The 21,563-nt window shown below is 64.1% G+C and carries 23 protein-coding genes; 14 read left to right on the top strand and 9 right to left on the bottom strand.

Going from position 1 to position 21,563, the window contains the following annotated elements:
• Positions 1-70: 70 nt before the first annotated feature.
• From yjgA to QUG03_RS12110, 5 genes are read left to right on the top strand one after another with little or no spacing between them, the layout of a single operon-like run.
• Entirely contained in the window at positions 71-622 is a 552-nt protein-coding gene (gene yjgA / locus QUG03_RS12130; RefSeq protein ID WP_227107684.1) for a ribosome biogenesis factor YjgA, read from the top strand.
• The gene (gene mog, locus QUG03_RS12125; protein WP_107799697.1) at positions 622-1,200 is read left to right on the top strand and encodes a molybdopterin adenylyltransferase; all 579 of its coding nucleotides are present in this window, start codon (positions 622-624) and stop codon (positions 1,198-1,200) included. The genes yjgA and mog overlap by 1 nt, the downstream gene beginning before the upstream one ends.
• Positions 1,201-1,203: 3 nt before the next feature.
• Positions 1,204-2,151 (top strand): YheT family hydrolase, encoded by a 948-nt coding sequence (locus QUG03_RS12120; protein ID WP_500820089.1) that lies wholly within the window; start codon positions 1,204-1,206, stop codon positions 2,149-2,151.
• Positions 2,152-2,208: 57 nt separating this feature from the next.
• Entirely contained in the window at positions 2,209-3,525 is a 1,317-nt protein-coding gene (locus tag QUG03_RS12115) for an MFS transporter (protein WP_500820088.1), read from the top strand.
• Between the two features lie 8 nt (positions 3,526-3,533).
• A complete protein-coding gene (locus tag QUG03_RS12110) occupies positions 3,534-4,103 on the top strand; it encodes a hypothetical protein (RefSeq protein WP_500820087.1) in 570 nt (189 codons plus the stop codon).
• Between the two features lie 151 nt (positions 4,104-4,254).
• On the opposite strand, the gene QUG03_RS12105 is transcribed toward QUG03_RS12110, so the two are convergent.
• On the bottom strand, positions 4,255-5,388 hold the full coding sequence (locus tag QUG03_RS12105; RefSeq protein ID WP_233246694.1) for an HD-GYP domain-containing protein: 1,134 nt from the start codon (positions 5,386-5,388) through the stop codon (positions 4,255-4,257).
• 185 nt (positions 5,389-5,573) lie between these two features.
• On the opposite strand from QUG03_RS12105, the gene QUG03_RS12100 reads away from it, so the two are divergent.
• Positions 5,574-6,419, top strand: coding sequence for a dienelactone hydrolase family protein (locus QUG03_RS12100; RefSeq protein ID WP_500820085.1), 846 nt, complete (start codon positions 5,574-5,576; stop codon positions 6,417-6,419).
• A 6-nt stretch (positions 6,420-6,425) separates the two neighbouring features.
• Here QUG03_RS12100 and QUG03_RS12095 read toward each other — a convergent pair whose 3' ends face one another.
• Entirely contained in the window at positions 6,426-7,532 is a 1,107-nt protein-coding gene (locus QUG03_RS12095) for an HD-GYP domain-containing protein (protein ID WP_158274297.1), read from the bottom strand.
• Between the two features lie 143 nt (positions 7,533-7,675).
• Here QUG03_RS12095 and QUG03_RS12090 point away from each other — a divergent pair, with 143 nt between their 5' ends.
• From QUG03_RS12090 to QUG03_RS12075, 4 genes are all read left to right on the top strand, one after another.
• On the top strand, positions 7,676-8,275 hold the full coding sequence (locus QUG03_RS12090; RefSeq protein ID WP_500820084.1) for an HD domain-containing protein: 600 nt from the start codon (positions 7,676-7,678) through the stop codon (positions 8,273-8,275).
• A gap of 240 nt (positions 8,276-8,515) precedes the next feature.
• Positions 8,516-8,719 (top strand): cold-shock protein, encoded by a 204-nt coding sequence (locus tag QUG03_RS12085; RefSeq protein WP_019101682.1) that lies wholly within the window; start codon positions 8,516-8,518, stop codon positions 8,717-8,719.
• A gap of 81 nt (positions 8,720-8,800) precedes the next feature.
• On the top strand, positions 8,801-9,361 hold the full coding sequence (locus QUG03_RS12080; RefSeq protein ID WP_227107675.1) for a DUF1415 domain-containing protein: 561 nt from the start codon (positions 8,801-8,803) through the stop codon (positions 9,359-9,361).
• An 81-nt stretch (positions 9,362-9,442) separates the two neighbouring features.
• On the top strand, positions 9,443-10,177 hold the full coding sequence (locus QUG03_RS12075) for a hypothetical protein (RefSeq protein ID WP_486635464.1): 735 nt from the start codon (positions 9,443-9,445) through the stop codon (positions 10,175-10,177).
• A gap of 163 nt (positions 10,178-10,340) precedes the next feature.
• On the opposite strand, the gene QUG03_RS12070 is transcribed toward QUG03_RS12075, so the two are convergent.
• The 3 genes from QUG03_RS12070 to QUG03_RS12060 form a co-directional block, all read right to left on the bottom strand.
• Entirely contained in the window at positions 10,341-10,910 is a 570-nt protein-coding gene (locus tag QUG03_RS12070) for a lysophospholipid acyltransferase family protein (RefSeq protein WP_107799707.1), read from the bottom strand.
• A gap of 194 nt (positions 10,911-11,104) precedes the next feature.
• Complete coding sequence (locus QUG03_RS12065; RefSeq protein ID WP_500820083.1) at positions 11,105-11,731, bottom strand: helix-turn-helix transcriptional regulator; 627 nt, start codon at positions 11,729-11,731, stop codon at positions 11,105-11,107.
• 8 nt (positions 11,732-11,739) lie between these two features.
• On the bottom strand, positions 11,740-12,963 hold the full coding sequence (locus tag QUG03_RS12060; RefSeq protein ID WP_158274298.1) for an MFS transporter: 1,224 nt from the start codon (positions 12,961-12,963) through the stop codon (positions 11,740-11,742).
• 217 nt (positions 12,964-13,180) lie between these two features.
• Between QUG03_RS12060 and QUG03_RS12055 the strand changes: the two genes are divergently transcribed.
• The 3 genes from QUG03_RS12055 (at position 13,181) to QUG03_RS12045 (ending at position 15,560) form a co-directional block, all read left to right on the top strand.
• Positions 13,181-13,408: a YMGG-like glycine zipper-containing protein gene (locus QUG03_RS12055; protein ID WP_081545093.1), complete on the top strand. Its 228-nt coding sequence runs from the start codon at positions 13,181-13,183 to the stop codon at positions 13,406-13,408.
• Positions 13,409-13,504: 96 nt separating this feature from the next.
• On the top strand, positions 13,505-14,872 hold the full coding sequence (locus QUG03_RS12050) for a deoxyguanosinetriphosphate triphosphohydrolase (RefSeq protein ID WP_500820082.1): 1,368 nt from the start codon (positions 13,505-13,507) through the stop codon (positions 14,870-14,872).
• Between the two features lie 46 nt (positions 14,873-14,918).
• Positions 14,919-15,560: a histidine phosphatase family protein gene (locus QUG03_RS12045; protein ID WP_107799711.1), complete on the top strand. Its 642-nt coding sequence runs from the start codon at positions 14,919-14,921 to the stop codon at positions 15,558-15,560.
• A 42-nt stretch (positions 15,561-15,602) separates the two neighbouring features.
• On the opposite strand, the gene QUG03_RS12040 is transcribed toward QUG03_RS12045, so the two are convergent.
• Genes QUG03_RS12040 through QUG03_RS12030 form a run of 3 tightly spaced genes read right to left on the bottom strand, consistent with a single transcriptional unit; the run spans position 15,603 to position 18,667 of the window.
• Positions 15,603-16,232 carry an SCO family protein gene (locus QUG03_RS12040; RefSeq protein WP_500820081.1) on the bottom strand — a complete coding sequence of 210 codons (630 nt, stop codon included), beginning with the start codon at positions 16,230-16,232 and terminating at the stop codon, positions 15,603-15,605.
• Between the two features lies 1 nt (position 16,233).
• Complete coding sequence (locus tag QUG03_RS12035) at positions 16,234-16,644, bottom strand: c-type cytochrome (protein ID WP_500820080.1); 411 nt, start codon at positions 16,642-16,644, stop codon at positions 16,234-16,236.
• Between the two features lie 7 nt (positions 16,645-16,651).
• A complete protein-coding gene (locus QUG03_RS12030; RefSeq protein WP_500820079.1) occupies positions 16,652-18,667 on the bottom strand; it encodes an RICIN domain-containing protein in 2,016 nt (671 codons plus the stop codon).
• A 610-nt stretch (positions 18,668-19,277) separates the two neighbouring features.
• Between QUG03_RS12030 and msrB the strand changes: the two genes are divergently transcribed.
• Positions 19,278-19,670 carry a peptide-methionine (R)-S-oxide reductase MsrB gene (gene msrB, locus QUG03_RS12025; protein WP_107799715.1) on the top strand — a complete coding sequence of 131 codons (393 nt, stop codon included), beginning with the start codon at positions 19,278-19,280 and terminating at the stop codon, positions 19,668-19,670.
• A 114-nt stretch (positions 19,671-19,784) separates the two neighbouring features.
• On the opposite strand, the gene QUG03_RS12020 is transcribed toward msrB, so the two are convergent.
• Positions 19,785-21,452: an ABC-F family ATP-binding cassette domain-containing protein gene (locus tag QUG03_RS12020; protein WP_107799716.1), complete on the bottom strand. Its 1,668-nt coding sequence runs from the start codon at positions 21,450-21,452 to the stop codon at positions 19,785-19,787.
• Positions 21,453-21,563: the final 111 nt, after the last annotated feature.

The raw sequence follows: 21,563 nt of genomic DNA, 5'->3' as shown, positions 1-21,563 counted from the left end.
GGTCGAAACGGCCGGAGGCCTTTTCCGGTATCATACCAGCCTTGAGAAAACCGATTGAGAATTGCCAACGATGACCCATTACCAGAACGACAGCCCGGACGACGGCTACGTCAGCAAATCCCAGCGCAAGCGCGATATGGATGCGCTGCAGGACCTGGGCCGCGAACTGGTGGAGCTGTCCAAGGACACGCTGAAAAAAATGCAGCTGCCGGAAGACTTGCTCACCGCTATTCTGGACTATAAACGCTTTACCGCGCACGGCGCGCTTCGCCGCCAGCTGCAATACATCGGCAAGCTGATGCGCGACGTGGACCCGGAACCGATCCAGCAATACCTGCAAATTCTCAAGGGCGAATCGTCCGAGCACATCGCCTGGCAGCACCTGCTGGAGCGCTGGCGCGAACGGCTGATGGACGACGACAAGATGCTGGCCAACTTCGTCACCGACTTCCCGGCCGCCGATCCGCAACAGCTGCGCACGCTGATCCGCAACGCGCGCAAGGAAAAACAGGACAACAAACCGCCCAAGTCCTTCCGCCTGCTCTATCAGGCCGTCAAGGACGTGATCCCGGAACCGGGCAAGCCGCGCCTGCATCAGCAGGACCAAGAGGACGACGAGTGATGCTGAAAGTAGGCCTGGTCTCGATCTCCGACCGCGCCAGCAGCGGCGTGTACGAAGACAAGGGCATCCCGGCGCTGCGGGACTGGCTGGCCGCCGCGCTGGCCAGCCCCTTCGCCGTCGTCTCCCGGCTGATCCCGGACGAGCAGCCGCAAATCGAAGCCGCGCTCAAGGCGCTGGTGGACGAGGAAGGCTGCCAGCTGGTGCTGACCACCGGCGGCACCGGCCCGGCGGCGCGCGACGTCACCCCGGAAGCCACGCTGGCGGTGGCGGACCGCGAGATGCCCGGCTTCGGCGAGCAGATGCGCCAGATCAGCCTGCGCTTCGTGCCCACCGCCATCCTGTCCCGCCAGGTGGGCGCGATCCGCAAGCAGGCGTTGATCCTCAACCTGCCCGGCCAGCCCAAGGCGATCAAGGAAACGCTGGAAGGCCTGCGCGGCGCCGACGGCCAGGTGGAAGTGCCCGGCATTTTCGCCGCCGTGCCCTATTGCATAGACTTGCTGGACGGCCCCTATATCGAAACCCATGAGACGGTGGTCAAGGCCTTCCGCCCCAAATCGGCGCAGAAAAAGCCGGACTGAGCCATGGCTTACCAGTCTCCCGCCTGGCTGCGCGGCGGCCACGCCCAAACCATCTGGCCGGCGCTGGCGATCAAGACCCGCCGCCCCGACTACCGCCGCGAACTGTGGGACACGCCGGACGGCGCGCGCATCGCGCTGGACTTCGTGCCCGGACGGCCCGGCGCGCCGCTGGTGGTGCTGTTTCACGGCCTGGAAGGCAGCAGCGACAGCCACTACGCGCGCGCGCTGATGCAAGCGGTGCAGCGGCGCGGCTGGAACGGCGTGGTGCCGCATTTTCGCGGCTGCGGCGGCGTGGACAATCCCTTGCCGCGCGCCTATCACGCCGGCGACGGCGCCGAGGTGCGCTGGATTCTGAGCCGGCTGGCGCAACGCTTCCCCGTTTTGGCCGCCGCCGCGGTGTCCCTGGGCGGCAGCATGCTGCTCAACTATCTGGCGGACGAAGGCGCGCAGGCGCTGCCGCGCGCGGCGGCGGCGGTGTCCGCGCCGCTGGACCTGGTGGCGGCCAGCACCCGGCTGGACCGCGGCCTGGGCAAACTGCTGTACACCCGCATGTTCATGGACACGCTCAAGCCCAAGGCCTTGGAATCGCTGCAGCGCCATCCCGGCCTGTTCGACGGCGGCAAGCTCAGCCGCGCGCGCACCTTCATCGAGTTCGACGACCTGGTCACCGCGCCCATCCACGGCTTCGGCACCGCGCTCAATTACTGGCGCAGCGCCAGCGCCAAACCGCGGCTGGGCCAGATCGCCCGCCCCACCCTGGTGCTGAACGCGCGCAACGACCCCTTCCTGCCGGAGCAGGCGCTGCCGCGCCAGACCGACGTGGCCGCCAGCGTCACCTTGGAGTTCCCCCGCCACGGCGGCCACGTAGGCTTCGCCTCCGGCGCCTTCCCCGGCACGCTGGACTGGCTGCCGTCACGCTTGTTGGAATTCTTCGAACCGCATCTGGATTGACTGCGCGGCGCTTTCTGCGCATCTTGACGGCATCCCACCCTCAAGCGAAAGCGCCGCATGGCTTCCGACACCGTCAAGACCTCCGTCCTGCGCAAGACTTATCTGCGCATTCTCGCTCCGCTGTTCATCGCCTCGGTTCTGGCCTTTCTTGACCGGGTCAACGTCAGTTACGCCGCCCTGACCATGAACGCCGACCTCGGCTTCAACGCCAAGGTCTACGGCCTGGCCGCCGGCATTTTCTTCGCCGGCTACGTCCTGTTCGAAGTGCCCGGCGCCATCCTGGCCGAGCGTTGGAGCCCCAGCCGCTGGATCGCCCGCATCCTGTTCTCCTGGGGCGCGGTCAGCATGCTGCTGGGCCTGGTGCAGAACGAGTGGCAGTTCTATGTCCTGCGCTTCTTGCTGGGCGTGTGCGAGGCCAGCTTCTACCCGGTGATCTACGCCTCGGTGATCCCGCGCTGGTTCGTCGCGGACACCCGCGCCCGCGCCATTTCCATCACCCTGTGTTCGCTGCTGGTCTCCGCCATCGTCGGCGCGCCGCTGGCCGGCTGGATGGTGGGCCTGCAGCCCTTCGGCCTCAAGGGCTGGCAAAGCCTGTTCCTGCTGGAAGGCGGCGTCACCGTGCTTTACGGCTTCGCCATACTGCTGTGGCTGCGGGACGATCCGGCCCAGGCCGCCTGGCTGAGCGCGGAGGAAAAGCGCTATCTGATCGATACGCTGAAGGCGGAAGCGGCCGCCACGCGTGAACAACAGCCGGCCACGCTGCGCCAGGCGCTGGCGCAGCCGGCGGTGTTGCGGCTGTGCCTGATCTATTTTCTATGGATTACCGGTTTCTGGGGCTTTAGTTTCTGGATGCCCACGGTGATCAAGAACGCCTCCGGCTGGTCGCCGCTGGCCATAGACCTCGCCTCCGCCGTGCCCATGCTGGCGGCGCTGGCCGCCATGCTGTGGCTGGGCCATTCCTCGTCCCGCCGCGGGGAAAAGCGCTGGCATGTGGCGCTGCCGCTCTTGCTCGCCGCCGCCGGCTTCCTGATCGGCGCTTTGAGCGACAGTATCGCCGTGGCGCTGCTCTCGGTCACCGTCGTCGCCATCGGCGTCTACAGCCCGATGGGCGTGTGGTGGTCCATCCCCACCACGTTTCTGACCGGCACGCTGGCGGCGGGCGCCATCGGCCTGATCAACTCCGTGGGCAATGTCGGCGGCTTCATCGGCCCTTACGCGCTGGGCTTGATCGAGGCCGCCACCGGCAGCCACACCCTGGCTTACTTCTGGCTCAGCGGCTCGCTGCTGCTCAGCGCGCTCTTGGTGCTGGGCTTGAAGCCGCAAGCGCAAACAGCGGACAATTCCAGCCAAGCCGCCGCTTCCGGCGGACGATAGGAAGAACCATGCCGACACGAATCTTCGTCCTCGCTCTCTGCACTTTTCTGCTCTCCGCTTGCGCCGGCATGGCCGAACGCCTGCGCGGCTCCCTGGAACCGCCGGCCGAGCGCGGCTACGCCATTCTGTCGCTGACCGGCAAATCCGCCAATCCGGACAGTGCGACGCTGGGGCTGAACATCGCCAACGCCGCCGGCCGCGTCGTGGCGGCCGACAGCGCCAGCCTGCTGACCGACACCGTGTTCGGCGAGCAGGGCACATCCATGGCGGAGGGCAAACTGATGCTGTTCACGCTGGAGCCGGGCCAGTATCGGGTGGAGCAAGTCTGGGCCAACTGGCTGGAGGACGGGGCCTGGGGCGTCAGCCGCAAGATGCGCAGCTTCCGCCTGGCCGCGCCGTTTGAGCTGAAACGCGGCGAGACGGTTTATCTGGGCAATGTGGACGTGGAAATGAGCTTCTTGCCGGAAGCGCGGTTGCGCGACGAATCCGAGCGTGATCTCGCCCACATTCGCCGCATCTGGAAGATCAAGGACGTATCCGGCATCCAGTTGCAACCGCTGGGGCAAGCACGGCTCTGAGCTTCCGTTCAAACCCTCGAAGCCAGCTCAAAGCCCGGCATGGCCGCCGAGAAAGCGAAAGGCTCATACTATGTATGAGCCTTTCTTAAGCCACACTCACCGTATTATGCCCGTCCGCACACGGTAGATCGCGAGCCGGTTCCGAACCCGCTCACTTCTGCCACAGCTTGGCCAGATAGGCCGGCTTCACCGTCGCCGCCGCGAGCGGTACGGCTTCCAGCACCCGGTAGGCGTTCTGTCGGGTGTCGCGCAGCAGCGCGTCCGCGTACGGCGCGCCGTCCAGCTTGCGCAAGGCCGCCACGCGCGGCGCATTGGCCTTGTCGCTGCGATGGGTGACCACGCCTATCTCGTTGCTGGCCAGTTTGACGAAGCTGCCGGGCGGATACACGCCCAGCTCCTTGATCAGCAAGGCCGCGTGCTGCGGATCGAAGTCGCCCAGCTCGCCGCGGTACAAACTGCCTATCACCAGCGCCGGCAAGGCCGGCTGAGGCTGATGGATGCAGGAACACAACACGTCCACCATGTGCAGCAGGGCCGCGTCCGGGTGGATGTCCTCGCCGCGCAGCCCCTGCGGGTAACCGTCGCCGCCGCGCTGCTCCTGATGAGTCTGCACCAAAAGATGCCAGTGCTCGTCCACCACCCCGGCCTCGCGCAAAATGGCGGAGCCTACGATGGGATGGGCATAGAGATCGTCGCGCTGCGCGGCGTCCGGCGGGGTCGGCTGCCGCGACAATTGATTGAGCAGGCCGGTGATCGCCAGATTCATGCTCAGCGCCGCGCCCACCACCGCCTGCAAGCGCGCCTCCTCCATGCCCAGCCGCCGGCCCAGCACCGCCATGATGGCCGCCACGTGCACGCTGTGGGCGCTGCCGATGTCACGGTAGGGCGTCAGCAACACGCTGGCCAGCACCCCGTCCGGCTGTTTGCTGGCCAGCCGGATCAACGCGTCCGCCATGTCCGCCAGCCGCCCGGCCAGGCCCGGCACCGCCAAGCCGTGCAATAGCAGGCCCTCGGCGCGGCGGGTCTGGAAGCCCAGTTCCATGATGGGATTGGGCTGCACCTGGGCCGCGGCCTCTTTTTCGCGCTGCGCCGCGCGCTCCAGCTGTTCGCGCTCCAAGCGCGCCGCCACCTCCTCGCTGTCGCCGTGCGCCAGCGTCACCAGCCGCTCGCGCTGCTCCGGCGTCAGCACGTAATGGCCTTTTTTCAGCAGCAGCAGGCCGTTCTTGGCGTACACGTCGACCGGCAATTGCTGGCCGATGCGCAAGAAGCTGGTGGGCAACTTCACTTTGGAGGAGTCCGGCATAATCTATTTACGTTTCGTTAAGTCATGCTTCAATGGCTGTAAATAATGCCGCATTCCATCGGCCTAAGGAAGCCCCCGCGGTCCCGCTCTCGCGCCGGCTTGCCATGCAATGCCGATGACATTAATCTAGCTGCTTCAATCCTCTTGCCTCGTTGGAGAATACCGTTATGACAAGCAATCGACGCGTCGACGCTTCGCGCAGGGACTTCTTGAACAGCGCGGTGGGCGTGGGCTTCGCGCTGGCGGTGCAGCCCATCGCCGCCAGCGCCATTCTCACCGACGGCGACGGCCTCAGCGCCGGCGCAGTGGAAATCCCGACCGGCCCGGCCGTCATGCCGGGCTACATGGCCAAGCCCGCCACGGCCGGCGGACCCTTGCCGGTGGTGCTGGTGGTGCAGGAAATCTTCGGCGTGCACGAGCATATCCGCGATCTGTGCCGGCGGCTGGCCAAGGCCGGCTATCTGGCGGTGGCGCCGGAGCTCTATTTCCGCCAGGGCGACCCAAGCAAGGTCGCCAGCATCGGCGAACTGCTCAGCGGCCTGGTCAGCAAGGTGCCCGACAGCCAGGTGCTGGCCGATCTGGACGCCACTCTGGCCTGGGCCGGCGGCCACGGCGGCGACGTCAAGCGCGCGGCCGTCACCGGCTTTTGCTGGGGCGGACGCCAGGCGTGGCTGTACGCGGCGCACAATCCGGCGCTCAAGGCAGTCGCCGCCTGGTACGGCCGGCTGCAAGGCGAGGCCGGCGCCAACACCCCGCGTCAGCCGCTGGACGTCGTCGCCCAGCTGCATGCGCCGGTGCTCGGGCTTTACGGCGGCCTGGACAAGGGCATTCCGCTGGAATCGGTGGGCAAGATGAAGGCCGCGCTGCGCGCCGCCGGCAAGCCCTCCGAAATCGTGGTCTACCCGGAGGCCGACCACGGCTTCAACGCCGACTACCGCCCGACTTACAACGCCGCCGCCGCCGCCGACGCCTGGCGGCGCATGCTGCAATGGTTCAAACAACACGGCGTCTGACACCGGCTACTCTCCCGGCGGCCGTCTGGCGCAGGCCGCCAGCCGCATGCGGATCACCTGATTGAAGCGCGCCAGCCAGTAGGGATCGAACTGACGCTCCGAGGCGTTGATCTCGGCGATGGCGCGCATCATCGAATGCCGCAAGCCCCGATGCGCGTGCTTCAAGGTCACCGCCTCGAACGCGTCCACCAGGGCCAGGATGCGCGCGCCGCTGCAAATTTCGTCGCCGCGCAAGCCCTGCGGATAACCGCGGCCGTCCGGCATCTCGTGATGCTGGGCCACCATGCGCGCCGCGTCGGCCCAGGCCGGCATCCTCTCCAAGAGGCCCGCAGCCCAACCCGGATGCTCCGCCATCTGGAGGCGCTCGGCCTCGCTCATCCGCCCCACTTTCAACCAGAACGACTCCGGCAACAGCATCATGCCGATATCGTGCATATACACCGCCGCTTCCAGCTGCCTGTCGTCCACCATCCCCGGCGCCTGACGGCTGGCCTCCAGCGCCAATTCCAGATTGCGCTCGGTGCGGCCCTGGAACTGCGGCAGACGCTGCTCGAACTGCAGCGCCAATAGCCGGAAAAACGCCAGATCGCCCTGGCTCAGCTGCGCGGCGGCGTCCGCCGGCGCATCCGACTCGATCACGTGCAAGGGAATGCCGGTGATCTGCTCCACCAATTGCTGACAACGCTGCAGCAGCTCGCCTACCGGGCACTCCGCCACCTGGTTCAAGGCCCGCATCAGCAAAGGCAGCTGCAGATCGTCCAGCAGTTCGTGGTTATCCAGCGCCTCCAGCGCCAGACCCAAGCGGTCCATCACCAACAGCATCACATCGCCTATCGAGTCCTCGTAGACCACCTCGCCGCTGCGCAGCCGCTCCAGCAGGCTTTCCAAGGCGTGGACGAAAGGCACCACGAAGCGCACCTGGCACATGCTGGCGTCGCCCTTGATGCTGTGCAGCAAGCGAAACAGCTGATCGATCTGAGCGGCGTCGGTGTCGCCGAAACCCAGCTGGCAAACCAAGTGCTCCACCTGCGGCGCGTAATCGCTCATCACCTCCATGAAATCGTGAAACGCCTCCGGCTCCACAATCTCCAGCGTCAGCTCCTGCTTACCCATGCCCCCTCCCATTTTCAATCGCCCTTCATTCCAGTATATGCAGCATGCGGCAAAGCGTGCGACAGCGGCCTTTCCAAACCGCCACGCGCCGCGCATAATTTGCGCCCCCGGCGCATCGTCCGCTCTTTATGTCCGATATTCCCATGCAAAACCCACTGCAAACGCTGCAACAACACATCGCCTTCATTATTGAAGTGGATAAACTCAAAACGGTGTTGCGCAAAACCAAAGCCGCCCATGTCGACCGCTACGAGAATTCGGCGGAACACAGCTGGCAGATCGCCCTGTTCGCGCTCAATCTGCGCGACTTCGCCGCCGAGCCGGTGGACATCGACAAGGTGGTGCGCATGTTGCTGATTCACGACCTGGGCGAAATCGACACCGGCGACACCATCGTCTACGCCGCGGACGGCGCCGCCGAGCGCGAAGCCGAAGAACTGGCCGCGATGCGCCGCATCCTGGGCCTGCTGCCCCAGCCCATGGCCACGGAGCTGCTGGCCTTGTGGCAGGAGTTCGAGGCCCGCCAAAGCGCGGAAGCGCGTTTCGCCCGCGCGATAGACCGATTGATGCCCATCTTGCTCAATCTGCAATCCGGCGGCCAAAGCTGGCGCGAAAACGGCGTCGGCAAGCAACAAGTGCTGAGCATGGCGGTGGGCAAAGTGGAGGACGGCTGTCCGCTGGCGGCGGACTGGTTGCGCGTGGAATTGGACCGCGCGGAGCGGGACGGTTACTTCGGCGCCTGAGCCCAAATGGAGAAAACCCGGTAGAAATGCCAGGGGATACTGAAAAAACAGGATAAAAACCCTTTCGGCCATGCAGAAAACGCTTGCCATGTCCCGGAACTATAGGCACTATTCCTGCCGCAGGATGCTCAAGTTGTGGATGTGTTGTTGTCGTAGTGGCATTAAGTCCGTACCTCAGTCGCCATTTCCCTTGAACTTCGTGCCTTTTATTTCAACTGCTCGTTTTGAGGAATTAACAAAATGGCAACCGGTACCGTTAAGTGGTTCAACGACTCCAAAGGTTTTGGCTTTATCACCCCGGATGAAGGCGGCGACGACGTGTTCGCTCACTTCTCCCAGATCAATGCCAAAGGCTTCCGCACCCTGGCTGAAAACCAGCGCGTTAGCTTTGACGTCGTAGACGGCCCGAAAGGCAAACAAGCCTCCAACATCCAGCCCATCTAATCATCGCGATTAGTACAGCTTGATGAAAACCCGGCCTCGCGCCGGGTTTTTTGCATTTACGCTTCAACGCAAGGAATTCCCATGTCCGTCTCCGACGATCACGAACACATCATCGCCGCCACCCGCGACTGGCTGGAAAAAGCGGTGATAGGGCTCAATCTCTGTCCGTTCGCCAAGAGCGTCTACGTGAAGAACCAGGTGCGCTACGTGGTCAGCGACGCCGCCCAGCCGGATCAGTTGGCGCAAGAGCTCGCCTCCGAACTGCGCCTGCTGGCCGACAGCAGCCCGGACGAGATCGACACCACCTTGCTGATCCACCCTCGCGCGCTGCAACGCTTCCTGGATTTCAACGACTTCCTCGACATCGCCGACGCCATCGTCGAAGACATGGGACTGGACGGCGAGCTGCAAGTGGCCAGCTTCCACCCCAAGTTCCAGTTCGATGGCACCGGCATCAACGATATCGAGAACTACACCAATCGCGCGCCCTACCCCACGCTGCACCTGCTGCGCGAAGCCAGCATCGGCCGCGCGGTGGAAGCCTTCCCGCAGGCGGAAGCCATCTATGAAAAGAATATCGAAACGCTGAAACAGCTGGGCCTGGACGGCTGGAAAGCGCTGTTCGCCGGCAAAACGCCGTAAGCGCGGGCTCGCCGCGCATTGCCAAGCCCGTCGCGGGCGTGGTACACCACGGGCATTCCACCTTCTTGGAGTTCAGCCCCCATGTCGCTCAGGCCCTTGCTGCCGCTCGTCGCGCTATTGTTGAGCGCTTGCGCTTTCACCCCGGTGCAGAAGCCCGTCGCCGGCGACGACTTTCGCGGCAACGAGCTGGGGCAGAGCAGCGCCAATCGCATGGCCAACCTGGCCATGCGCGACAATCTCGCCAGCTTGCAAACCCTGCTGGAAAAACTGTACAAGCGCAATCCCAGAGAATGGCGCAAGACCGGCGCGGCCGACTACCCGGCCGCGATGCGCCAGGTCATGAGTTCCATCCGCAACAACGTCCCGCTGCCGGCCTTGAGCGGCCAGCGCTCGATCGCGGCGATGAGCGCGGCCTTCGACCCCGGCTTTGGCGGCGACCGGGCCGGCGCCTTGATTTACGGCATGGGCTCCATGCTGGTGGATGCCTACGGCGGACGCACCGAGCTGTTCCTGGTGCATGGGCTGGACGCGCAGCAACTGGCCAACGCCTCGCACAATCTGGAAGTGGCGGCCTGGATGCTGAACAACCGCCAGATCAGCGGCGCGCCGGTCTTGCTATCCAATGAAATCGGCAGCGTGCGCAATCTGTCCTTCGAGCGGGAGTTCGGCAAAATGATGGCCAGGCTGGATTTGCTGGCGGAATTGTCGGACGAGAAACTGCGCCGCAGCGCCATAGACTTCGGTCAATCGCTGATCGCCGGCCCCTTCCTGCAGTTTCTGCCGGTCAGCGCCGTCGCCCAGGCCGCTGCGCCCTGAGAGCCCGTTCAAAGTCTCGCGAGCAAAAGCGAGACAAGGCGAAAGCCACTGAGAAAGCGGAATGGACTCATGGCGCATGAGCCTTTCGAAACGGTTTTCAAGGCCCCGTTCCATCCATCCCGCTGCAGCGCGGCAGACATTGAAGCGGTTCCGGGAGTCGGGCTCAGCTCCGACGCTTACCCACCTTGTCGCGGTAAAAGGCGCGAATGCGCGGCATATCGGCGTCGATATCGCCGCTGGGCGTGAATATGGGGCCGAAGCCGGCCTCCTTGCGGCTGTAATCCAGGTACGCCAAGGCCACCGGCACCTCCGCGCCGCAGGCGATGTGATAAAAGCCGGTCTTCCATTCGGACACCGCCTTGCGCGTGCCCTCGGGCGGAATCGCCACCACCAGCCGGTCCGAACGCCGGTAAACTTCCACCATCTGCTGCACCAGGGAATTATTCTGATGCCGCTTGACCGGAATGCCGCCCAGCCAGCGCATCACCGGCCCCATCGGTCCGGCGAACAGCGTGTGCTTGCCCATCCAGTAGATCTTGGCCCGCGCGGCGAAACACACGGCCAGCGTCAGCGGAAAGTCCCAATTGCTGGTATGCGGCGCGCCGATCAGCACGTATTTGTCCAGCTTGGGAAACTCTCCTCGCAGCTTCCATCCGCTCAGCTTGAGCATGGCGATGGACAAGCAGCGGAACAGCGGCCGGATCACGGGCGTGTCGAAAATGGTGAAATGCATGACGGTCCTGAGCAAGGGCCTCGCCCAGGACGGGGAGCGACAACCGAACAGGCGCCGCCCAGCGTCGGGGCAAGCGCCAACCACGTGGAAAAACGCCGGAATGTACCTGATAAAACTATCCCGGTAAATCCGCATTGCGAAATACAATCAGATCTCGCAAGTCCATGAATTCAAAAAGCAAGCGCCGCGCCGCCTCACTCCGCCAAGGGATGGATGCGGTACACGCAGCGCCGCCCGCCGTCTTCCAGCGCGTGCTCCAGCCGCCGCACTTCCGCGCCCGGCCCCAACACCCGGGCGAACAGCGCCAGCTCGGAGCGGCACAGGCCCTGACATTGGCGCGCCGCCGCGCAGATCGGGCAATGGTTTTCCAGCAACAACCAGCCGTCGCCGTCCAGGCGCGCCTCCGCCATATAGCCCTCCTGGCTGCGTATCCGCGCCAACGCGGCCACCCGCTCCCCCAGCCCGTCCGCGCCGGACATCGCCAGCCGATATTCCTCCTCCGACTGCGCCTCTCGCCGTTGAATCAAACTCTCCAGGCCGGACTCGCCAAACAGCTCCCTCACCTGCTCCAGCAACTGCAAGGTCAAATCCGCGTGCCGGTCCGGAAAACGGCCATGGCCGCTCTCGGTCAAGCGCCAGAGCTGGGCCGGCCGGCCCACGCCCTGAGCCTGGGCCTCCATCCGCGCCAGCCCCTTCTCCTCCAGCGCGAGCAAATGCTTGCGCGCGCCCATGCTGGTCAGTCCCAATTCCGCCGCCAGCGCCTGCGCCGTCTGAGGCCCCCGCGTTTTCAGCAGATACAGCAGCCGATCCGCGCTATTCATCGCCGCGGTCACCGGACCTCCTCCGCCTCGCGGATCACGCCTTGCAGCCAGGCGGCGGCCAGGCCGCACGTCAAAGCGCCCAGAACCAGCACCAGACGGGTGTCCAGAATGGTCAGCACGCTGCCCAGCAAGGCCACCAGCACATTGGCCACGCAGAAGATCGTGGTCAGCAGGCCCATCACGCTGCCCTGCCCCAGGCTGGCGAAGCGCTCCGAACACCAGCTGGGCAGGATGGCGTTGTAAATCGCCAGCGGCACGCCCAACAACACAATCAAGCCTATGCCCGGCCAAGGCAGATCCGCCAGCAAGCTCAAACCCAGCAGGCCGAGGGCCACCCAGGCCGCATTGATGCGCGCCAGCTCCAGCGGCGCCCGTTTATGCCCAAGTTTGCCCAGCAAGGCGCTGGCCGAGGTCATCAGCACGCACATCAGCGCCGTCACCACCGCGATGCCGCGGCTGTCCAGCTGCGCGTACTCCACCAGCCACAAGGGGTAGAACTCGTAAAAAGCGTTGACCCCGACGGCGAAGGCCAGCTGCATCCAGAACAGCCGCGCCAGCAAAGGGTCCGCCGACAGCAGACGAAAAGAGTGCTGGCCGCGCATCACCTGCAGCAAGGACTGCTCCTGGTGCATGCGCTCGCCGGTTTCCGGCAGGAAGGCCAGCAGCACCCCCAGGCACAGCAGGATGGCGCCGGCCGCCAGCAGGAAAGGCACCGCCTCGCCCAGCGGCAAGGTCAAACCGCCGATCAGCGGCCCCACCAGCCAGCCGGTGTACAGCACCGCGTTGAGAATGGCGAAGGAACGCGCGCGGTCCAACTGCGGATGCAGATCCGCCACGATGGCGCGCGCCACCGCCACATTGCCCTCGGTCAGGCCGGTAACGAAACGCGCCAGCACGAACAACAGATACCAGCGGCTCCACAAAGCGTACGCCGTCAGCAAATAGCCCAGAAAGGTCAGCAACAAGGTTCCGGTCAGCACCCGCCGCCGTCCCAGCCGGTCCGACAACGCTCCAATCAAGGTGCTGCCCAGTAAAATGCCCAGCGGATTGGCGGCCAGGGCCACGCCCAACAGCAGCTTGGGCGGCAGCCCCAGGAAGTGGTTGAACGCATCCGGCGCGGAGTTCACGAAGATGGGCGCCAGGATGGGATAAGGCATGGCCACGCCGGCCGTGCTCATCAGCGCCACCAGACAGACAGTCAGCAAAATCAGTTTGGGATGGGAAACATTCATGACGCATACCAATGAGACGATGGCCCATGCTAATCTCGCCATCGTAATAAGTAAACAAATTAGTTTACTTAATATCGCACCGCGTACTGGAAATCATCAATACAGCATATAGAATGCTGTACGTATGGTTACGAAAAGGCGCGCAGAAACAGGAACCAGATGGCATTCCAAGCGTCTCAAACTACACAAGACCTACTTTATGTTTTTGGAGACTTCCATGACTTCGATGACCAGCAAATCCGCCGTTAAAGCCATTGCCGCCAGCCTGATCGCCGTCAGCCTGCTGTCCGGTTGCGCCAATATGTCCAAGCGTCAGCAAAACACCGCCATCGGCGCGGCCGCCGGCGCCGTGCTCGGCTCCGTGCTCACCGGCGGCGACGCCATCGGCACCGTGGGCGGCGCCGCGGTGGGCGGCGTGGTCGGCAATCAGACCGGCAAACGCTAAACCCGCGCCCCCATTCCAAGAGCCAGCCCCGCGCTGGCTCTTTTGTTTTGCCCGCCGCGCCCATATCATCAATACAACAGCACCACGGGCCACGCCATGATCTCCTCCGCACGCATGAATTGGGAACGACTCCTCTCCACCAAACGCTTCAAAGTCATTCAGGGCCACGTCAAGGAAACCCGCACCCCGGCCACCGAAGAAGGCAGCCCGGGCTTGCGCACCGACTTCCACATAGACCACGACCGCGTGGTGTTCTCCAGCGCCTTCCGCCGGCTGGGCCGCAAAACCCAGGTGCACCCGCTGGCGCGCCACGACCACACCCACAACCGCTTAACCCACAGCGTGGAGGTGGCCAGCGTCGGCCGCAGCCTGGGCAACCGCGTCGGCATGATGATGCAGCACGCCCATCTGCTGCCGGACAACTACACGCCGCACGATATCGGCGCCGTGGTGCAAGTGGCCTGCCTGGCTCACGACATCGGCAATCCGCCCTTCGGCCACACCGGCGAATACGCGTTGCGCGACTGGTTCCGCGCCGAACGCAACGCCCACTGGCTGCACGGCCTGGCGCCGGAGGAAATCCGCGACGTGCAGACCTACGAAGGCAACGCCCACGGCCTGCGCATGCTGGCCACGCTGGAAATGTACACCGGCGAAGGCGGCATGCGCCTGACCGCCGCCGCCCTGGGCGCGCTGATCAAATACCCGTGGACATCGGACGCCGAAGCCGCCCAGGCGCGCGACAAATTCAACATCTACCGCACCGAGCTGCCCTATTTCCAGCGCGTGGCCTCGGAGCTGGGCCTGCTGCCCAAGGGCGTGATGCAATGGAGCCGCCACCCGCTGTCCTACCTGATGGAGGCCGCCGACGACATCTGCTACGCCATTCTGGACCTGGAAGACGCGGTGGAGATCGGCATCCTGGACTTCAAGGAATTCGAAACCCTGTTCTCCGGCTTCACCGAATACGAACGCATCTGGGACATGCAGGACGTGCGTCAGAAATGCGGCACCCTGCGCGGCATCGCCATCGGCCGCTGCGTCAGCGAAGTGGCCGAGAAATTCATGCTGCACCACGACAGCCTGCTGCGCGGCGAATTCCCGGCCAAGGACTTGATCAACCTATGCGGCGCCCAAGTGCAGGACGCGCTGATCCACGCCAAGGAACTGGCCAGCACCCGGGTTTACCGCCACCGCACCAAGCTGGTGACCGAACTCGCCTCCTACCCGTGCATGGCCGGCATCCTGGACGCGCTGATCCCCGCCGCCCACGCCTACGTCAGCAAGGGCGCCGAGCGCCTGAGCCCGCGCGAGCACCTGGCCATGGGCTTGCTGGAACAGCACATCCGCAGTGACGACAGCCTGTATCAGGCCTATATGAAAGTATTGGACTTCGTCGGCGGCATGACCGACAACTACGCCGCCAACCTGGCGCGCGACATTTCCGGCGTGGGCATTCTATAACTCCGCCCCGCCGCAATTCGGCAGTTAAAAAATCAGAAAGACAGGAATGCAGCACACCACCCGTTTTTGCATCGTCCGCCATGGCGAAACCGACTGGAACCGCGAATATCGACTGCAAGGCCACACCGACATCCCCCTCAACCCCACCGGCCAGGAACAGGCGACAAGCCTCAGCCGCGCGCTATGGCCGGGACGCTACCCCTTCGACGCCCTCTACGTCAGCGACCTGACCCGCACCCGCCAGACCGCCGCGCCGCTGCAGGCGCGATTGAATCTGACGCCCACCTTCAGCGCCGAATTGCGCGAGCGCCATATGGGCGTGTTTCAGGGCCTGACCTACGCCGAGGCGGAACACAGCATCCGCGACGACTATCTGCAACTCAAATCCCGCGACCCGGACTACGATCTCAAGGGCGGGGAAAGCCTCAACGCCTTCATGGGCCGCATCCGCGACGGCTTCACCGGCATCGCCCGCCGCCATCTGGGCCAGACCCTGCTGGTGGTCACCCACGGCGGCGTGCTGGAAATGATGTACCGGCTGGCCACCGGCAAGCCGATGTCCGAAGCCCGCGACTTCCCCATCCCCAACGCGGCCTTGAACTGGCTGAGCTATAGCGACGGGCAATGGCGGCTTGAACAATGGGCCGACGAATCCCACCTGGCCGCCGCGCTGGACGAAATTCAATAGCAAGACGGCCGCGCCCCCAAGCGGGGCTCGGCCGGCCGCCAACTACGCCAAGGCCAGCAGAGTGCGCGCGATGGTTTCCGCCGACGGCAACTCCGTTGAGCGCCACACCAAGCGGCTCTTCGAATCCACCAGCAAGACCTCCGTGTGGTGCGCGCTCAAATCCGTCCGACGCTGATTGAACGTGGCCAGCATCAGATCCAGGTCGGCCAGCTCGGGGCGGGCCGCCCGCCAGCCTGGTTTAGGCCGAAACCGGGCCAGCCACCGCCGCAACTGTTCCGGCGAATCGTTCAATGGGTCAAGACTCAACGACAATAACTGTATCCGCGCCCGCTTTGATTCCGGCAGCAAATCCTGCACTTGCCGAAACGTCGCGCCCTGGATCGGGCAGACATTGGAGCAGGCGGTGAAAATCAGCTGAACCGCCGTCACGCGTCGCTGCGACAAGGCGTGAAAGCTGCGCCGTTGACCATCGCTGTCATTCAGCATGAAGTCCGGCAGCGGCAGCGGCGGAGAAATCTCTCCGTGCGCCAGAGCCAGATTTCCGGCCCACGCGGTTTTGGCCAATGCGGCCGGCCCCGCCAGCCATAAAGGCGCCAGGCCCGCCAAGCCCGCCAAGCCCATCGCAAACCTCCGCCGTCCCGGATTCAACGGCGCGCCGCCCTTGCCTTGCATGCTAATGCCCCTGTAGAAAAAGCCATAAAGCCCGGCATTCCGCCGCGCTCAGCCGGTAGCGCGGCATATCCGTGCCGATCAGGATATCGGTCGGGTCTTTCCCGCTACGCAACATCTCGCAAAAGCTCTGTTCGGTATACGCCCGCTCCGGCCCCCCGCGCCTGGCGCTGGCCTCCGTCAAGAAGCGCGCGCCCAAATCCGGTGCAAACCGGCCATCCGCCCGCGCCTGATCCTGCAGGCGATGACAGTTGGCGCAACGCGCGTACTCGCTGTCCAAGGGGCGGTTATGGACATACAGCTGGCCGACCAAGGCGGTCTGGCCGTAGAACAGCCGGCCGCCGTCCACAGCCTCCTCGCCGCCGGCCGCGCACGGCGTCCCCCACAGGGCAAGCCCGCAGGCGAGCGCGCCCAAGCCGCGTTTAATTGATGGCGATGATGCGAGCGACACTGGGCACCCCTTGCGGACTCATCGCGAACAACATGTAGTAGCCCGGCAAAACCGCGCCGCTATCCGCGGGAATCTGCAGGGAATAACGCATTTCCCCCGCCATCGGCGCGAGTTGCGACACCGACAAAGCGATCCGACGCTGATCGTTGTTGACCGAATGCGTCACCGCGGACAGCCTCATCAAGGCGAACTGGCTCGCCGCCTGCTGCGTTTTGACTTCGATCACGCTCCCCGGCCGCGCCTGCGCCGGCGCGGCGCTAATCACCGGCCGAGCCGCCGGGCTGCCGTCCGCGTTCAACAAATAAGGAGGGGTCAGGATCTCCGCGTTCAAGTGATTTTGCGGGCAGCCGGCGCCGCACAAGCCGCCGCCGCCGACAAACACCCGCCCATCCTGCAACAGGATCGCCGTGCTATGGTAGGTCCGCGGCACCTGCATGGGCTTCAAGGGCTGGAACACCTGTTTCGCCGAACTCCACAGCTCCGGCGTCAGCACCGCATAGGAGTCCGTGAACGGCTGCGGTATCGTCTGTCCGCCCACCACCACCACGTCGCCGTCGGGCAAGGCCACCGCATTGGCGAATGCGCGGCGATAGCTCATTCCAGGCAGCGACTTCACCTTCACCTGGGCCTTGGGTCCGCCGCGGATATCGATCAGATGGGCCGAGTTGCTCGCATAAGTGGTGCCCGTGTTCTGCTGATAAGCCGGCGCGCCGCCCAGCTTCAGAATCAGGCCGGCGTCAAACATCACCGCATTGCCGTTGATGCTGTAAGGATCATTGCCGCGCGTCCCCGCCGAAACGATGCTGCCGGCTCCGCTGGTGCCTATCCAGTTCATCTGAGCGCTGGGGCCGGCATGGAACACCGTCCCGCCGCTGCCGGCGAACAGCCACAAATGGTTGTCGCCGCGGTACACGCTGCCGTTGGCGTCTTGCGGATCGGGGCCGATCACATTGTTTTCCGGCACGCCGGAAAGCACGGTCCAATGACCGTTGCCCCACACCTCCCCGCTGCGGTTGGGCCGGCTCTTGCTGTTGTAGCCGCCGCTCCAGGAACCGCCCAAAGTCAGCACCCGGCCGTCCGACAACACGGTATTGGCCTCATAGCCCCGCGGAATGTTCATATTGCCGCTGGCGCTCCAGCGCTTGGCCGCCCAATCGTATATTTGCGTTTTAGGGCTGCTGGAGCCGCCGTTGATCAGCAGATTGCCATTGGGCAACATCGACGTGCCGGGGCAGAACAGATTCGCGCCGGTGGTCACCACCGTCAACGGCAGCGGCGCGTTCTTCGCCGCGTCGAACAGCGCGGTATAGGTCTTGCTATTGCCGTTGCCGCTGTCCCCGCTGAAGGCGTCGGGAAAATCCGCGGACCACATCATCAACTTGTTGTCCGGCAGATTGGCGACGCCCACCGGGGTGACCGGCAGAGGAATCACACCGCTCCAGGCGGAGGGAAGCGCCGCGCTTTTGGCGCCGGGATAATCGAACATGAACTGGTCGTTCACCTGCGCCTTGCCCTGGCACGGCCATTGCACCACCTTGGTTCCCTGCGTCGAAACGCCGGAAAAGATGTTCACGCACTGGCCGCTGGAGGCCGACACGATATGGTAAGTGCCAACATCCACCGGCTGGATTTTCCACTGATCATTGGCCACCGCCACGCTTTGGCATGGCCATTGAATCAGCTGAACGCCCTGGTTTCGGCTTGAAGCCGGCACATTCAAGCACATCTGCGATTTCTGCGAGACGATGTGGTAGAAGCCGTTTGCCAGCGGCACGAAAGTCCATTGCTCATTGCTCCCCGCCGAGCAAGGCCATTGAATGATGCCGGCTCCGGAGCTGGTCGAACCGCCGCCGACATTCAAGCACTGCCCGCTATTCACCGCCACGATGCCGGTGGCGGCCGCCGCGCTCACTTCAGGACACAGCAGCCATGACACGCCGAGAACACCGCTCGCCAGCGTCATCAATCCGTTTCCAAGCTTCAACATGAAGTCCCCTTAATAGCCTGTTCAAAGTCCGCTGCGCCCCCTGGGCGCAACACGGCGAATCCATCTTCAGAGTACCCCTCCAGCGCCTGTTTATTCCTCGTCTTCAGCCGCAAGACCTTGCCTCGTCTTGCTCGCAGGGCTTTGGACAGGCGCTTATAAATCGCTTGATCCACACACGTCACGGCATGCCAAGATGCCTTCCCGGCCCTTTCTCACGGCCGGATCGGCCGGCGCCGGACACTGCCGCCACTCTGATGGCTCGCCTCAACAAAAACAATAAAAATTTACAACAGATAATGATTTTTGTATCAAATACAGTACACCGTCCTGGAGGAAAGACCCAAAATCGCCGAACGCTTGAAAACAGAGACGCTATTCAGAAGTACTTTCCAATTAAATTAATATCTTAATAATAAGATAGGACATGTTCTCCCGCCCTCCCCATGCGGTTGCTGTCATCCGCGGGGCGCCGGCACGACTAAAGGGCAGGACAGGAGCCCGTCACCGCCCTCGCCACCCGCGCCGCAGGCAAGCAAAACCTCAAGGCCGGATGTACCGCAGCCGCGCCCGGCCCTAAAATAGACTTAAACCATCCGCAAAGGAGCACACCATGACCCTGCAAAAAACTGATCAGGAATGGCAAAGACAGCTGACGCCGGAACAATACCGCGTCACCCGCCAGGCCGGCACCGAACACCCGTTCAGCGGCGAACACTATACCCGCACCGAAAACGGCGATTACCACTGCGTCTGCTGCGGCACCCTGCTATTCCACAGCGACGCCAAATACGACCCCGGCTGTGGCTGGCCCAGCTTCTGGGCCGAAGCCGCCGGTGCGCGCATCGCCCGCATCGTCGACACCTCGCACGGCATGGTTCGCACCGAGGTGCGCTGCTCCGAATGCGACGCCCACCTGGGCCATGTGTTTCCGGACGGCCCCGAGCCCAGCGGCGAGCGTTATTGCATCAACTCGGTGGCGCTGGGCTTCACGCCCAAGCCTTGAGGCCGCCCAGGTCTGCCGCTGAACTGAACCGCAAACCAAAAAGGCAGCGCCGCCACGATCCATGGCGACACTGCCTTTTATGACTTTTCCGACTGCGAGCGGGCCTGCCGCCGTTTAACGCTTGCCGGCCGCCTCTTCGCGTCGGCGCTTGGCTTCTTCCAACAGATAGACCTGATAGTCGTCCAGATCGCCGTCAAAATCGCTGACGCCGCCGCGCGACACCATCCAGAACTCGTCGCAGACCGCGCGCAGCAGCGCGCGGTCGTGGCTGACCAGCATCACCGAACCCTCGAACTCGTTCAGCGCCACGCTCAAGGCCTCGCGCGTGGCCAGGTCCAGATGGTTGGTCGGCTCGTCCAGCAGCAATAGATTGGGGCGCAGCCAGACTATCATGCACAGCACCAGCCGCGCCTTTTCGCCGCCGCTCATGCTGCCCACCGCCTGCTTGACCATGTCGCCGCTGAAATTGAAGGTGCCGAGGAAATTGCGCAGACCCTGCTCGCGGCAGTCGTTGGATGGCGGTCGCAGCTGTGCCGGCGTTTCTCGCGCCAAGCGCAGCATATGCTGCAGCGGATCGTCTTCCGGCCGCAACACGTCCAGCTCTTGCTGCGAGAAGTAGCCGATGTTCAAGCCTTTGCCGCGTATGATCTCGCCGCCGGTGGCCGTCAGCGCTTCGGCCACCGTCTTCACCAGCGTGGACTTGCCCTGGCCGTTGGCGCCCAGAATGCCGATGCGCTGCCCGGCCAGCACCGAGCGGTTCACCCCGTTGACGATCACGACGGGCGGCGCGCCTTCCTCCGCTCCCTCCGCCGCCGGATAACCGAACGAGGCCTGAGACATGGTCAGCATCGGGTTGGGCAGGCTGCTCGGCTCCTTGAACTCGAACTGGAAGTCGGCCTCGGTCAGCACCGGCGCAATCTTCTCCATCCGTTCCAGCGCCTTGACGCGACTTTGCGCCTGCTTGGCCTTGCTGGCCTTGGCCTTGAAGCGGTCGATGAACTTCTGCAGATGCGCCATCTTCTCCTGCTGCTTGGCCAGCACGGCCTGCTGCAAAATCATCTGCTCCGCGCGCATGTCCTCGAACTTGCTATAGTTGCCGCCGTAGCGCACCAGCTTGCCGTGGTCGATGTGCAGGGTGACATTGGTCACCGCGTCCAGGAATTCGCGGTCATGGCTAATCACCACCATGGTGCCGGCGTACTGTTTCAGCCAGGCCTCCAGCCAGACCAAGGCGTCCAGGTCGAGGTGGTTGGTCGGTTCGTCCAAGAGCAATAGATCGGACGGGCACATCAGCGCGCGCGCCAGCTGCAAACGCATGCGCCAGCCGCCGGAAAAACTGTTCACCGGCCGCTGCAATTCGGCCACGCTAAAGCCCAGGCCCAGGATCAGCGCCTGCGCCCGCGCGGGAGCGTCATGCTCGCCGGCGTCGTTCAGCGCGGTGTAGGCATGCGCCATGCGCATATAGTCCTCGCCCGCCTCGGCTTCGGCCACTTCGCGCCGCGCCGCCAGCAAGGCGGTATCGCCTTCCACCACGAACTCGGTGGCGGTCTGCGAGGTTTCCGGCATGTCCTGCGCCACCTGCGCCATCCGCCACTGGCTGGGGATGGAGAAATCGCCGCTGTCTTCGTGCAGGCTGCCGTTCAAGACCGCAAACAGCGAAGACTTGCCCGCGCCGTTGCGCCCTACCAGGCCGACCTTTTCACCGGGGTTGATATTGACTGTCGCGCCGTCCAGCAAGACTTTGGTTCCGCGACGCAAAGCCACGTTTTTCAGAATAATCATTGGGAATAGCAGTGTTGCAGAATTTTAGGAAGCAAGAAAACAGCAGCCCGGCGACCACTTGCGTCCCGGCGGAATGCCATGAATAAGCATGCCCGCGGACAAAAGCCGGGG

It is taken from the genome of Chromobacterium sp. CCUG 30098 (genome assembly GCF_059916605.1).
Note: the sequence above shows the minus strand (reverse complement) of the source record. Positions and strands in the feature narration are given on the sequence as shown.